The organism is Mycobacterium sp. 1245805.9, assembly GCF_001672915.1.
Classification (GTDB): Bacteria; Actinomycetota; Actinomycetes; order Mycobacteriales; family Mycobacteriaceae; genus Mycobacterium.
Genome location: NZ_LZKR01000085.1, coordinates 25,857 through 38,717, shown reverse-complemented (window position 1 = coordinate 38,717; position 12,861 = coordinate 25,857). Strand labels below are relative to the sequence as shown.

The window sequence follows — 12,861 nt, the reverse complement described above, 5'->3', positions numbered from 1 at the left end:
GCCACCCCGAAGGGCATCCGCGTGTGGAACTTCCTACCGGCGACCGCGCCGAGCGGCGGCCTTCTTGGCGGGAGCCTTGCGGGCCGGAGCCTTGCTCGCTGCCTTCTTGGCCGGCGCCCTCTTCACTGCGGCCTTCTTGGCCGGAGCCTTCTTCACTGCGGCCTTCTTGGCGGGAGCCTTCTTCACCGCGGCCTTCTTGGCCGGAGCCTTGGTCGCGGCCTTCTTGGCGGGGGCCTTCTTCACCGCGGCCTTCTTGGCCGGGGCCTTCTTGGCCGCAGCCTTCTTGGCCGGAGCCTTGCTCGCCGCCTTCTTCGCCGGAGCCTTCTTCGCCGCCTTCTTGGCTGCGCCGGCCGCTACCACACCACGTTTCACTGCAGGTCCTTCCGCCGGGAGGCGCTGTGCGCCAGACACAACCGCTTTGAATTGAGCACCGGGCCGGAACGCTGGGACCGATGTCGGCTTAACCTTTACCGTCTCGCCCGTACGCGGATTGCGGGCCACCCGCGCCGCGCGCCTCCGCTGTTCGAAGACACCGAACCCGGTAATGGTGACGCTGTCGCCCTTGTGCACGGCGCGCACAATGGTGTCGACAACATTCTCGACGGCGGCGGTCGCCTGCCGACGGTCCGAGCCCAATTTCTGTGTGAGCACATCTATGAGCTCTGCTTTGTTCATCCAAACCCTCCGAAGCCAGTGGTCCCATTTTTGGGAACCGACTGCGAACACGGTAAACCCTCACCCAGCAAATTTCCAAGAGCCACGCGCAATTTCAGGACGGAACGAGCGCATTTTTCGCAATCCGGTTGCCGCCCTTGACCGGTGGCGCGGGCCCAAAATAAGACGGGCTACCTATCCGGTCGGGGGTGAAATCACCGTCCCGATCGGCCCTTCAGGAGGCGGGCAGAGTGCGCGGTTTCCACTCCGGGCGCGCCGACTCGAATGCCTCGATCTGGTCGAGTTTCCGCAGCGTAAGGCCTATATCGTCGAGGCCTTCGAGCAATCGCCACGCGGTGTGGTCGTCAATCTTGAACGGCAGCACCGTCGTTCCGGCGGTGATATTTCGATCTTGAAGATTGGCAGTGATTTCCAAGCCGGGGCTCTGCTCGATGAGCTTCCAAAGCAGTTCGACGCCGTCTTGAGAAACTTCCGCCGCCAACAGCCCCGCCTTGCCGGCGTTGCCCCGAAAAATGTCACCAAACCGAGACGAGATGACGACCCGGAACCCGTAGTCCATGAGCGCCCACACCGCATGCTCACGCGACGACCCGGTGCCGAAATCGGGTCCGGCCACCAGAACCGAGCCGCGGTCAAAGGGGCTGAGATTGAGCACGAATGAGGGATCCGAGCGCCACGTGGCGAACAAGCCGTCCTCGAAACCGGTTCGGGTTACCCGCTTCAAGAACACCGCCGGAATGATCTGGTCGGTGTCGACATTGGACCGCCGCAGCGGCACCCCGATGCCGGTGTGGGTGCGAAAGGCTTCCATTTCGTCCTCGATTCAAAATCAGTTGGAGTTCAAGTCGGCCGGCGAGGACAGCGTGCCCCGGACCGCGGCGGCCGCGGCGACGGCCGGGGATACCAGGTGAGTGCGGCCCCCTTTGCCCTGCCGCCCTTCGAAGTTGCGGTTCGACGTGGCGGCGCACCGCTCCCCCGGGGACAGCTGATCGGGGTTCATGCCCAGGCACATCGAGCATCCGGCCTGGCGCCACTCGGCGCCCGCGGCGGTGAAAACCTCGCCCAGCCCTTCGGCTTCGGCCTGCGCGCGCACCCGCATGGAGCCCGGCACGACGAGCATCCGCACCCCCGGGGCGACCTTGCGCCCCCGCAACACGTCGGCCACCACCCTCAGGTCTTCGATACGACCGTTGGTACAAGAGCCGACGAACACGGCGTCCACCCCGATCTCGCGCATCGGCGTGCCCGGTCGAAGGTCCATGTACGCCAAGGCTTTCTCGGCGGCCTGCCGCTCGCCGTCGTCGGTCATCAGTTCGGGGTCGGGCACGGCCGCGCCCAGCGGCACACCCTGGCCGGGGTTGGTCCCCCACGTGACGAACGGGCTCAACGAGGCCGCGTCGAGGTAGACCTCGGTGTCGAAGACGGCGCCGGGGTCGGTGCGCAGCTGCTGCCAGTTGGCCACGGCGGCGTCCCACTGCGCGCCCGTCGGGGCGTGCGGGCGGCCGCGCAAGAACTCGTACGTGGTCTCGTCCGGCGCCACCATGCCCGCGCGGGCGCCGGCCTCGATGCTCATGTTGCAGACCGTCATCCGGCCTTCCATCGACAGCGATTCGATGGCGCTGCCGCGGTATTCGATGACGTGACCCTGCCCGCCGCCGGTGCCGATCTTCGCGATCAGCGCGAGGATGATGTCCTTGGCGGTCACGCCGGCGGGCAACTGCCCGTCGACATTCACCGCCATCGTCTTGAACGGCCGCAGCGGCAGGGTCTGGGTGGCCAGCACGTGCTCCACCTCCGAGGTGCCAATCCCCATGGCCAGCGCGCCAAATGCGCCGTGCGTCGACGTGTGACTGTCGCCACACACGATCGTCATCCCCGGCTGCGTGAGCCCCAATTGCGGGCCGACGACGTGCACGATGCCCTGTTCGATGTCGCCCATCGGATAGAGCCGGACGCCGAATTCCGCGCAGTTGCGCCGCAACGTCTCGACCTGCGTGCGCGACACCGGGTCGGCGATCGGCTTGTCGATGTCGACCGTCGGCACGTTGTGGTCCTCGGTGGCCAGCGTCAGGTCGGGGCGCCGCACCGGCCGGCCGGCCAGGCGCAGGCCGTCGAACGCCTGCGGGCTGGTCACCTCGTGCACCAGATGCAGGTCGATGTAGATCAAGTCAGGGGCCCCCGCTTGGTCGGAACCGCCCCCGGACGCCACAACATGGTCGTCCCAAACCTTTTCGGCCAGGGTGCGCGGCTTGGCTTCGGATCCCATATCGAATTCGCCCCTATCCGGTCCTTCGGCTGTCATCTCAGTATACGAGACGCTAGTATCTCCTTGTGAGACAGCATAGCGGCATCGGCGTCCTCGACAAAGCGGTGGGCGTGCTACACACGATCGCGGAATCCCCGTGCGGCCTGGCCGAACTGTGCGAGCGAACCGGGTTGCCCCGGGCCACCGCCTACCGGCTGGCGGCCGCGCTGGAAGTTCATCGGCTGGCGGGCCGCGACGACGAAGGGCGTTGGCGGCTGGGCCCCGCCGTCACCGAACTGGCCGCGCGCGTCAACGATCCGCTGCTGGCCGCCGGCGCGGCCGTGCTGGCCGGCCTGCGCGAGACCACCGGCGAGAGCGTGCAGTTGTACCGCCGCGAGGGCGCGTCGCGGGTCTGCGTGGCCGCCCTGGAACCGGCTGCGGGTCTTCGCGATACGGTGCCGGTCGGGGCGCGCCTGCCGATGACGGCGGGCTCGGGGGCCAAGGTGCTACTCGCCTATGCCGACGCGACAGTCCAGAAGGCCGTGCTGCCGTCGGCGAAATTCACCGACCGGGCGCTTGCCGAAGTGCGCCGGCGCGGTTGGGCGCAAAGCGTCGCCGAGCGCGAGCCCGGGGTGGCCAGCGTGTCGGCGCCGGTGCGCGACGGCCGCGGTGTCGTCATCGCCGCGATATCGGTGTCCGGGCCCGTCGATCGCATCGGGCGCCGCCCGGGGGCACGCTGGGCCGCCGATCTGCTGTCCGCGGCCGACGCGCTTACCCGCCGGCTCTAGTCCTGCGGCGAGCAGCGGACCTGACAAACTGACCGGCATGGGAACCAATCAGCGCGCGAGCATCGTCATGTCGGAGGACGAGATCGCCGACTTCGTCGTCAAGAGCCGCACCGGAACACTCGCCACCGTCGGCCCCGATGGCCAGCCGCACCTGACCGCCATGTGGTACGCCGTCGTCGACGGCGAGGTCTGGCTGGAGACCAAGGCCAAGTCGCAGAAGGCGGTGAACCTCACCCGGGATCCGCGGGTGAGCTTTCTGATCGAGGACGGCGACACCTACGACACGCTGCGCGGGGTGTCGTTCGAGGGCGTCGCGGAGATCGTCGACGATCCCGACGTCGCGCACCGGGTGGGTGTCAGCGTGTTCGAGCGCTACACCGGCCCCTACACCGACGAGATGAAGCCCTTCGTCGAGCAGATGATGAACAAGCGCGTGTGCGTGCGCATCGTGGCCCGCCGCGCGCGCTCGTGGGATCACCGCAAGTTGGGATTGCCGCCCATGCCGGTGGGCGGGTCGACCGCCCCGGCCGTGCTGGGGACCGGCCAGTAGTTGTTTGTAGCCCCGATGGGATTCGAACCCACGCTACCGCCGTGAGAGGGCGGCGTCCTAGGCCGCTAGACGACGGGGCCTGAACCGATCCGAGCAGCCAGCATAGCTCACCGGAGAGGGGCGACCTAATCGCAAGCCGTGCCGCGATCTTGCTGGGGTACCAGGACTCGAACCTAGAATGGCTGAACCAGAATCAGCTGTGTTGCCAATTACACCATACCCCATTGGCTGCCTAAAACTGCTGGTCACAACGGTTCTGCGGTTACCCGCGCCGCCGTGGCCGGCCGTCGTCGGCCTTTGTAAACCGCTGTGCAGACTACCAAAAACTCAGAGCGCCCCGTCGCGCGCGCCCCGCAACCGCGCCAGGCTGCGCTCGCGGCCCAGCAGCTCGAGCGATTCGAACAGCGGCGGGCTGATCGTTGTCCCCGTCGCGGCGACGCGGATCGGGCCGAACGCCTTGCGCGGTTTGAGCGCCAGCCCGTCGATGAGCGCGGCCTTGAGCGCGGCCTCGATCCGCTCGGTTGTCCACTCCGTCACGCCGTCCAACGCGGCCAGCGCGGCCTCCAAGACCGCAATGCCGTCCGGGCCGAGTTCCTTGGCGGCCGCCTTCTCCTCGATCGCGTATTCGTCGTCGTTGAGGAACTTCAGCAATTCCCACGCGTCGCTCAGCACGACGATGCGCGTCTGCACCAGCTCGGCGGCCTCGGCGAATCCCGCGTCGTCGAGCCCGGTGTCGAAGCCGTGCGTGTCGAAGTAGTCGCGCAGCCTGGCGGTGAAGTCGGCGGGGTCGAGCATCCGGATGTGCTCGGCGTTGATCGCGTCGGCCTTCTTCTGGTCGAACCGGGCCGGGTTGGAATTGACGTCGACGACGTCGAACGCGGCGACCATTTCGTCCAGGCTGAACAGGTCGTGGTCGTCGGCGATCGCCCAGCCCAGCAGCGCAAGGTAATTCAGCAGGCCCTCGGGGATGAAGCCGCGGTCGCGGTGCGCGAACAGGTTCGACTGCGGGTCGCGCTTGGACAGCTTCTTGGTGCCCTCGCCCAACACGGTTGGCAGGTGCGCGAATTGCGGTGTGCGCTCGGCCACACCGATCCGCGTCAGCGCCCGATACAGCGCCAGCTGGCGCGGCGTGGACGGAAGCAGGTCCTCGCCGCGCAGCACGTGGGTGATCTTCATCAGCGCGTCGTCGACCGGGTTGACCAAGGTGTATAACGGATCTCCGCTCGCGCGCGTGAGCGCGAAATCGGGCACACTGCCCACCGCGAAGGTGGTGGTACCGCGCACCAGGTCGTCCCACGCGAGGTCGTCGTCGGGCATGCGCAGCCGCACCACCGGCTGACGGCCCTCGGCGAGGAACGCCGCGCGCTGCGAATCGGTCAGCTGCCGGTCGAAGTTGTCGTAGCCCAGCTTGGGGTTTCGGCCCGCGGCGATGTGGCGCGCCTCGACCTCCTCCGGCGTCGAGAAGGCGTAATAGGCCTCGCCCGCCTCGAGCAGCTGCGCCACCACGTCGCGGTAGATCTCGCCGCGCTGCGACTGCCGGTACGGCCCGTAGGGACCGCCGACCTCCGGCCCCTCGTCCCAGTCCAGGCCGAGCCAGCGCAGCGCGTCGAGCAGCGCCAGGTAGCTCTCCTCGGTGTCGCGCGCCGCGTCGGTGTCCTCGATGCGAAAGACGAAGGTGCCGCCGGTGTGTCGCGCGTAGGCCCAGTTGAACAGCGCGGTGCGCACCATGCCGACGTGCGGGGTGCCGGTGGGCGACGGGCAGAACCGGACTCGAACGGTCACGACTTTCCCTTGCGGACAACGGGATTGGTGAGGCTGCCGATGCCCTCGATGGTGATGGACACCGTGTCGCCGTCCTCAATGGGCCCGACGCCGGCAGGAGTGCCGGTCAGGATGAGGTCGCCGGGCAGCAGCGTCATCACGGCCGAGATCCACTCCACGATGGCGCCGACGTCGTGGATCATCAGCGAGGTGCGGCTGTGTTGCTTCACCTCGCCGTTGACCTCGGTGCGCAGTTCGAGGTCCGCCGGGTCGACATCGGTGACGATCCACGGCCCGACGGGGCAGAAGCTGTCATGGCCCTTGGCTCGGGTCCATTGGCCGTCGGCCTTTTGTTGGTCGCGCGCCGACACGTCGTTGGCGATGGTGTAGCCGAGGATGTTCTCGGCGGCCTGGGCGGCCGAAACGTCCTTGCAGGGCCGACCGATGACCGCCGCCAACTCGCCCTCGAAGTGCACCGGTGATGCGTTGGCGGGCAGTCGAATCGGCACGTTGGGCCCGATGATCGCGGTGTTGGGCTTGAGGAAGATGATCGGGTCCGCCGGCGCCGGGCCCGTTTCGAAGCTGCCCATCTCCGCGATGTGATCGGCGTAGTTCTTGCCGACGCAGACCACCTTGCCGGCCAGCATCGGCGCCAGCAGCCGGACGTCGGCCAGCGGCCACGATCGTCCGGTGAAGGTCGGGGTGCCGAACGGGTGCTCGGCGATCTCCCGGGCGGTCAGTGCGGCGGGATCGTCGAGTTCGCCCTCGATGCTGACGAAGGCGACACCGTCCGGGCTGGCGATTCGACCGAGGCGCATTCGCAGAAGCCTAGTGATGGCTAGTAGCGGCTCCCGCAACCGGTGCCGGCCGTGTGCAAGCATGGACTGATGCCCAAGGGGCACCCTGCCGCCGTCGGCGCCGGCAAGCGATCGTCGATCATGATCGTCTCGCTATTCGTGACGACCAGCTCCTTCCTATTCATCAACGGCGTCGCCTTCCTGATCCCGTCGCTGGAGGCGACGCGGGGCACCCCGCTGGCCGAGGCCGGCCTGCTCGCGTCGATGCCGAGCTGGGGCATGGTGGTGACGCTCATCGCATGGGGCTACGTGCTGGACCGCGTCGGCGAGCGGCTGGTGCTGACGCTGGGCTCGGGTCTGACCGCGGCCGCCGCGTACGCCGCGGCGTCGGTGCACTCGATGGTGTGGGTCGCGGTCTACCTGTTCCTCGGCGGCATGGCCGCCGCGAGTTGCAACACCGCCGGCGGCCGGCTGGTGTCGGCGTGGTTTCCCCCGCAGCAGCGGGGCCTGGCGATGGGCATCCGGCAGACCGCGCAGCCGTTGGGCATCGCGGCGGGCGCGCTGGTCATGCCCGAGCTGGCCGAGCGCGGCGTGCATGCGGGGCTGATATTTCCGGCGCTGGTGTGCACGGCGGCGGCGCTGGCGAGCGCGGTCGGCATCGTCGACCCGGTGCGCAAGCCCCGGGAGACGGCGACCAAGGCGGAACTGGCCAGCCCGTACCGCGGGTCGTCGGTGCTGTGGCGAATCCACGCCGTCGCGGGCCTGCTCATGATGCCGCAAACGGTGACCGTCACGTTCATGCTGGTCTGGCTGATGAACCACCACCGCTGGTCGGTCGCCGCGGCCGGCGGCCTGGTCACCCTGTCGCAGCTGTTGGGCGCGGCGGGCCGAGTCGCGGTGGGCCGCTGGTCCGATCGCATCGGCTCGCGCATGCTGCCGGTCGCCGTCATCGCCGCCGTCGCCGCGTTGACCCTGTTTCTGTTGGCGCTTTCCGACCAGCTCGATTCGCGGTTCGACATCCCGCTGATGGTCGCCATCTCGGTGTTCGCCGTGCTCGACAACGGGCTGGAGGCGACGGCCATCACCGAGTTCGCCGGCCCGTTCTGGAGCGGGCGCGCCCTGGGCATCCAGAACACCACCCAGCGCGTGATGGCGGCCGTCGGGCCGCCGCTGTTCGGCGTGCTGATCGGCGCGGCGAGATACCCGTCGGCGTGGCTGCTGTGCGGGTTGTTCCCGCTGGCGGCCGTGCCCTTGGTGCCGATCCGGTTGCTGCCGCCCGGCCTGGAAACTAGAGCGCGGCTGCGATCCGTTCGCCGACGTCGCTGGTGGCGCGCCGTTCGCTCCCACGAGTTGCCAGATAGGTCTCGACAGCCCCATCCACCCGGGCAGCCGCAGCGTCCTCGCCGAGGTGGGAAAGCAGCAGCGCCACCGACATGATCGCCGCGGTCGGATCGGCGATCCCCTGACCGGCGATGTCGGGGGCGCTGCCGTGCACCGGCTCGAACATCGAGGGATTGGCCCGGGTGGCGTCGATATTTCCGCTGGCGGCCAAGCCAATTCCGCCGCACACCGCCGCGGACAGGTCGGTGATGATGTCGCCGAACAGGTTGTCGGTGACGATCACGTCGAATCGGCCGGGGTCGGTGACCATGAAGATGGTGGCGGCGTCAACGTGTTGGTAGGCGACCTCGACGTCGGGATATTCCGCGCCGACCTCGGCCACGATCCGCGTCCACAGCTTCCCGGCGAACGTCAGCACGTTGTTCTTGTGCACCAGCGTCAGGTGGTTGCGGCGCAGCCGGGCCTTCTCGAACGCGTAGCGCACCACGCGCCGCACACCGAACGCGGTGTTCACGCTGACCTCGGTGGCCACCTCGTTGGGCGTTCCGGCGCGGATCGCGCCGCCGTTGCCGGTGTAGGGGCCCTCGGTGCCCTCGCGCACGACGACGAAGTCGATCTCGGGGTTTCCCGCCAACGGGCTGCTCACCCCCTTGTACAGCCGGCCCGGTCGCAGGTTGACGTGGTGATCGAGCTCAAAGCGCAGGCGCAGCAACAGGCCTCGCTCCAACACGCCGCTGGGTACCGACGGGTCGCCGACCGCCCCGAGCAGGATGGCGTCGTGCTCCCGCAATTCGGCGAGCACCGAGTCCGGCAGCAGCTCGCCCGTGGCGTGGTAGCGACGGGCGCCCAGGTCGTAGCTGGTCTTTTCGACGTTCGGCACGACGGCGTCGAGGACCTTGACGGCCTCGCCCACCACCTCGGGTCCGATCCCGTCGCCGCCGATAACAGCCAACTTCATCGGCGCCGCTCCTCCTCATCGCTTCGCTCTGCATCGTCGCCGGCGAGTTTCACGACAGGTCAACCACTTCGAGTTTGTTGGCGTCGACGGCCGCCGCGATCGCCGATCGCACGTCGCCCGGCACATCCTGGTCCAGCCGCAGCAGGATCGTCGCGCCCGGCCCCTCGGCGTCCTCGGACAGCTGCGCCGCCTGGATGTTCACCCCGGCCGAGCCCAGCAGCGTGCCGATCTTGCCCAACGCCCCGGGCTGGTCGGCGTAGTTGATCACCAGGTTGGTGCCCTGGGCGCGCAGGTCGAAGTTGCGGCCGTTGATCTGGACGATCTTCTCCACCAGCTGCGGCCCGGACAGCGTGCCCGCCACGTTCACGCACGAGCCGTCGTGGGCGACCGCCCGCACGTCGACGACGCTGCGGTGGTTGGGGCTTTCGGACGCGGTGGTGATCTCGGCGGAAACGCCGCGCTCGGCCGCCAGCGAAGGCGCGTTGACGAACGTCACCGGCTCGTCGATGACCGCCGAGAACAGGCCGCGCAGCGCCGAAAGCTTAAGCACCTCAACGTCTTCGGAGGCGAGCTCGCCGCGGACCTGCACCGACAACGACACCGGCACCTCGCCCGACAGCGCGGCGGCCAGCACCCCGAGCTTGCGCACCAGGTCCAGCCAGGGCGCCACCTCCTCGCTGACCACGCCGCCGCCGACGTTGACGGCGTCGGGAACGAACTCCCCCGCCAGCGCCAGCCGCACGCTTTCGGCGACGTCGGTGCCGGCCCGATCCTGCGCCTCGGCGGTGGAGGCCCCCAGGTGCGGTGTCACCACCACCTGCGGCAGCTCGAAAAGCGGGCTGTCCGTGCACGGTTCGGTGGCGAACACGTCGAGGCCGGCGGCGCGGACGTGCCCGCTGTTCACCGCGTCGGCCAGCGCCGCCTCGTCCACCAGGCCGCCGCGCGCCGCGTTGACGATGATGACGCCGGGCTTCGTCTTCGCCAGCGCCTCCTTGTCGATCAGGCCCGCCGTCTCCGGCGTCTTCGGCAGGTGCACCGAAATGAAGTCGGCGCGGGCCAGCAGGTCGTCCAGGGACAGCAGCTCGATGCCGAGCTGCGCGGCGCGGGCCGGCGCGAGGTACGGGTCGTAGGCGACGACGTGCGTGCCGAACGCCGCGATCCGTTGCGCGAACAGCTGGCCGATGCGGCCCAGCCCGACGACACCGACCGTCTTGCCGAAGATTTCGGTGCCGGAGAACTTCGACCGCTTCCAGGTGTGCTCCCGCAGCGTCGCATCCGCCGCCGCGATCTGGCGGGCCGCGGCCAACAGCAGCGCCATCGCGTGTTCGGCGGCGCTGTGGATGTTCGACGTGGGCGCGTTGACCACCAGCACCCCCCGCGCGGTCGCCGCGTCGACGTCGACGTTGTCCAGACCGACCCCGGCGCGGGCCACGATCTTCAGCTTGGGGGCGGCCGCGAGCACCTCGGCGTCGACGGTGGTGGCCGATCGCACCAGCAGCGCGTCGGCCTCGGGGACGGCGGCCAGCAGCTTGGGCCGGTCCGGGCCATCCACCCAACGCACCTCGACCTGGTCCCCCAAGGCGGCGACGGTTGATTCGGCGAGTTTGTCGGCAATCAGTACAACAGGCAGATTCACCCGGCCAGCCTATCGGCTGTAATTGACGGGTGGACGTCACCGTCATCGGCAGCGGACCCAACGGGCTCACCGCGGCCGTGATCTGCGCCCGCGCGGGCCTGAAAGTGCAGGTCATCGAGGCCCAACCGACCTTCGGCGGCGGCGCCCGCACCGCGCCCGACCCAGATTCTCCGGGAGTCTTACACGACGTGTGCTCGGCGGTTCACCCGCTGGCGCTGGCGTCGCCATTCTTCGCGGCGTTCGACCTGCCCGCGCGCGGCGTGCGACTGGCGGTCCCGGAGATTTCCTACGCCAACCCGCTGCCAGGCCGCCCGGCGGTGATCGCCTACCGAGATCTCGAGCGCACCTGCGCGGAGCTGGAGCACGGCGCGTCGTGGCGGCGACTGCTCGGGCCGCTGGTCGAGCAGTCGGACGCAGTCGTGGCATTGCTGCTCGGCGACAAGCGATCGGTGCCGCGGTCGCTGCCGGCCGCGCTGCACCTGGGCGTGCGGATGCTGGCGCAGGGAACCCCCGCCTGGGGGTCGCTGGTCGGCTTCCTAAACGGTGTGGATGCGCGCGCCCTGTTCACCGGCGTTGCCGCGCATGTGATTTCGCGGATGCCGTCGTTGACGGCCGCCGGCGCCGGGCTGATGCTGGCCACGCTCGCGCATTCGGTCGGCTGGCCCATCCCGGTCGGGGGCAGCCAGGCGATCACCGACGCGCTGATCGCCGACCTGCGCGCGCACGGCGGCGAGCTGACCGCCGGCACCGAGGTCACGCGGCCGCCCGACGGAATAGTCGCGTTCGACACCGCGCCGACGGCGCTGCTGCGGATCTACGGTGACGCGCTTCCCGATCGCTACGCCAACGCGTTGCGCCGCTACAGGTTTGGCCCCGGCGTCGCCAAGGTCGACTTCGTGCTCAGCGAGGACATCCCATGGGCCGACGCGCGGCTGGGGCGGGCGCCGACCCTGCACCTGGGCGGCACCCGCGAGCAGATGGCGCGGGCCGAGACCGACATCGCGGCCGGGCGTCACGCGCAGTGGCCGATGGTGCTGGCCGCGTCGCCGCACATCGCGGACCCGGGCCGCATCGACATCGTGGGCCGCCGCCCGTTCTGGACGTATGTCCATGTGCCGTCCGGTTCCACCGTCGACGCCACCGAGGCCGTCACCGGGATCGTGGAGCGGTTCGCACCCGGCTTCCGCGACATCGTGGTGGCGTCCCGCGCGGTGCCCGCCGCAAGGATGGCCGTCCACAACGCCAACTACGTCGGCGGCGACATCGGAATGGGCGCAAATTCCGCCTGGCGCGCGATCGCCGGCCCCACGCCGCGGCTAAACCCTTGGAGCACGCCGATTCCGAAGGTGTATCTGTGCTCGGCGGCCACCCCGCCCGGCGGCGGGGTGCACGGCATGTCCGGCTACTACGCCGCACGCGCCTTGTTGCGCCGTGAATTCGGCCTGGGCATGCCTAAGCTGACACCGTGACAAAACTCGCGATCATCTACTACTCGGCAACCGGTCACGGCACCGCGATGGCCAACCGCGTCGCCGCGGCCGCCGAGTCGGCCGGCGCCGAAGTGCGCGTGCGTCACGTCGCCGAAACCCACGACGCGGAATCGTTCGCGCACAACCCAGCCTGGACCGCGAACTACCAAGCGACCAAGGACCTTCCGGCGGCCACCGGCGACGACATCGTGTGGGCCGACGCGGTCATCTTCGGCTCGCCGACCCGGTTCGGTTCGCCCGCCTCGCAATTGCGCGCCTTCCTGGACTCGCTGGGCGGGCTGTGGGCCGAAGGCAAGCTCGCCGACAAGGTCTACGCGGCCTTCACGTCGTCCAACACCCGGCACGGTGGCCAGGAGACCACGCTGATCTCGCTGTACTTCACGCTGATGCATTTCGGCGGCATCATCGTGCCGCCGGGTTACACCGATCCGGTCAAGTTCGTCGACGGCAACCCGTACGGGGTGAGCCTGGTGTCGACCCACGACAACATCAACGAATTCGACGAGCCAATCGACGACGCCCTCGACCACCTGGCCCGCCGGGTGGTGGACGTCGCCGGGCGCCTGACGTCTTGAGAGTCACGGCGAGACCGTGTCGACGCGCGGCGCCCGGCCGGGTGC

General features: G+C 69.1%; 11 protein-coding genes, 2 tRNA genes and 1 pseudogene. 5 read left to right on the top strand and 9 right to left on the bottom strand.

The genetic code is table 11. The features are described from left to right. Window positions 1-33 precede the first annotated feature (33 nt). From A9X00_RS29840 to leuC, 3 genes are all read right to left on the bottom strand, one after another. The gene (locus A9X00_RS29840; protein WP_082975153.1) at window positions 34-675 is read right to left on the bottom strand and encodes an HU family DNA-binding protein; all 642 of its coding nucleotides are present in this window, start codon (window positions 673-675) and stop codon (window positions 34-36) included. A gap of 214 nt (window positions 676-889) precedes the next feature. After that, complete coding sequence (gene leuD, locus A9X00_RS12570; protein ID WP_067153367.1) at window positions 890-1,486, bottom strand: 3-isopropylmalate dehydratase small subunit; 597 nt, start codon at window positions 1,484-1,486, stop codon at window positions 890-892. Window positions 1,487-1,504: 18 nt separating this feature from the next. After that, complete coding sequence (leuC, locus tag A9X00_RS12565; RefSeq protein ID WP_067153365.1) at window positions 1,505-2,941, bottom strand: 3-isopropylmalate dehydratase large subunit; 1,437 nt, start codon at window positions 2,939-2,941, stop codon at window positions 1,505-1,507. A gap of 65 nt (window positions 2,942-3,006) precedes the next feature. On the opposite strand from leuC, the gene A9X00_RS12560 reads away from it, so the two are divergent. Then, window positions 3,007-3,708, top strand: coding sequence for an IclR family transcriptional regulator (locus A9X00_RS12560; protein ID WP_067153363.1), 702 nt, complete (start codon window positions 3,007-3,009; stop codon window positions 3,706-3,708). 37 nt (window positions 3,709-3,745) lie between these two features. Continuing rightward, window positions 3,746-4,258, top strand: coding sequence for a pyridoxamine 5'-phosphate oxidase family protein (locus A9X00_RS12555; protein ID WP_067153361.1), 513 nt, complete (start codon window positions 3,746-3,748; stop codon window positions 4,256-4,258). 7 nt (window positions 4,259-4,265) lie between these two features. Here the strand turns inward: A9X00_RS12555 and A9X00_RS12550 are convergent. The 4 genes from A9X00_RS12550 to A9X00_RS12535 all read right to left on the bottom strand — a co-directional run bounded on the left by A9X00_RS12550 (window position 4,266) and on the right by A9X00_RS12535 (window position 6,837). Next, a tRNA-Glu gene (locus tag A9X00_RS12550) sits at window positions 4,266-4,338 on the bottom strand. A 72-nt stretch (window positions 4,339-4,410) separates the two neighbouring features. Then, window positions 4,411-4,482 (bottom strand) — tRNA-Gln (locus tag A9X00_RS12545). Window positions 4,483-4,585: 103 nt separating this feature from the next. Next, on the bottom strand, window positions 4,586-6,040 hold the full coding sequence (gltX, locus tag A9X00_RS12540) for a glutamate--tRNA ligase (RefSeq protein ID WP_082975151.1): 1,455 nt from the start codon (window positions 6,038-6,040) through the stop codon (window positions 4,586-4,588). After that, complete coding sequence (locus tag A9X00_RS12535; RefSeq protein ID WP_067153358.1) at window positions 6,037-6,837, bottom strand: fumarylacetoacetate hydrolase family protein; 801 nt, start codon at window positions 6,835-6,837, stop codon at window positions 6,037-6,039. The genes gltX and A9X00_RS12535 overlap by 4 nt, the downstream gene beginning before the upstream one ends. Before the next feature lie 69 nt (window positions 6,838-6,906). On the opposite strand from A9X00_RS12535, the pseudogene A9X00_RS29835 reads away from it, so the two are divergent. Continuing rightward, a pseudogene (locus A9X00_RS29835) lies at window positions 6,907-7,971 on the top strand (MFS transporter); the annotation flags it as partial. 133 nt (window positions 7,972-8,104) lie between these two features. On the opposite strand, the gene A9X00_RS12520 reads toward A9X00_RS29835, so the two are convergent. Both A9X00_RS12520 and serA read right to left on the bottom strand, forming a co-directional pair. Beyond that, window positions 8,105-9,115 (bottom strand): 3-isopropylmalate dehydrogenase, encoded by a 1,011-nt coding sequence (locus A9X00_RS12520; protein ID WP_067153352.1) that lies wholly within the window; start codon window positions 9,113-9,115, stop codon window positions 8,105-8,107. A gap of 49 nt (window positions 9,116-9,164) precedes the next feature. After that, on the bottom strand, window positions 9,165-10,751 hold the full coding sequence (gene serA / locus A9X00_RS12515) for a phosphoglycerate dehydrogenase (protein WP_067153350.1): 1,587 nt from the start codon (window positions 10,749-10,751) through the stop codon (window positions 9,165-9,167). A 29-nt stretch (window positions 10,752-10,780) separates the two neighbouring features. On the opposite strand from serA, the gene A9X00_RS12510 reads away from it, so the two are divergent. Then, the gene (locus A9X00_RS12510; protein WP_067153348.1) at window positions 10,781-12,220 is read left to right on the top strand and encodes an NAD(P)/FAD-dependent oxidoreductase; all 1,440 of its coding nucleotides are present in this window, start codon (window positions 10,781-10,783) and stop codon (window positions 12,218-12,220) included. After that, window positions 12,217-12,816, top strand: a complete 600-nt coding sequence (wrbA, locus tag A9X00_RS12505) for an NAD(P)H:quinone oxidoreductase (RefSeq protein WP_067153346.1) — start codon at window positions 12,217-12,219, stop codon at window positions 12,814-12,816. The genes A9X00_RS12510 and wrbA overlap by 4 nt, the downstream gene beginning before the upstream one ends. Window positions 12,817-12,861: the final 45 nt, after the last annotated feature.

Coding starts and splice junctions, on each gene's coding strand:
- A9X00_RS12520 (WP_067153352.1), bottom strand. CDS start 9,115: ATGAAGTTGGCTGTTATCGGCGGCGACGGGATCGGACCCGAGGTGGTG.
- leuC (WP_067153365.1), bottom strand. CDS start 2,941: ATGGGATCCGAAGCCAAGCCGCGCACCCTGGCCGAAAAGGTTTGGGAC.
- A9X00_RS12555 (WP_067153361.1), top strand. CDS start 3,746: ATGGGAACCAATCAGCGCGCGAGCATCGTCATGTCGGAGGACGAGATC.
- leuD (WP_067153367.1), bottom strand. CDS start 1,486: ATGGAAGCCTTTCGCACCCACACCGGCATCGGGGTGCCGCTGCGGCGG.
- A9X00_RS29840 (WP_082975153.1), bottom strand. CDS start 675: ATGAACAAAGCAGAGCTCATAGATGTGCTCACACAGAAATTGGGCTCG.
- A9X00_RS12535 (WP_067153358.1), bottom strand. CDS start 6,837: ATGCGCCTCGGTCGAATCGCCAGCCCGGACGGTGTCGCCTTCGTCAGC.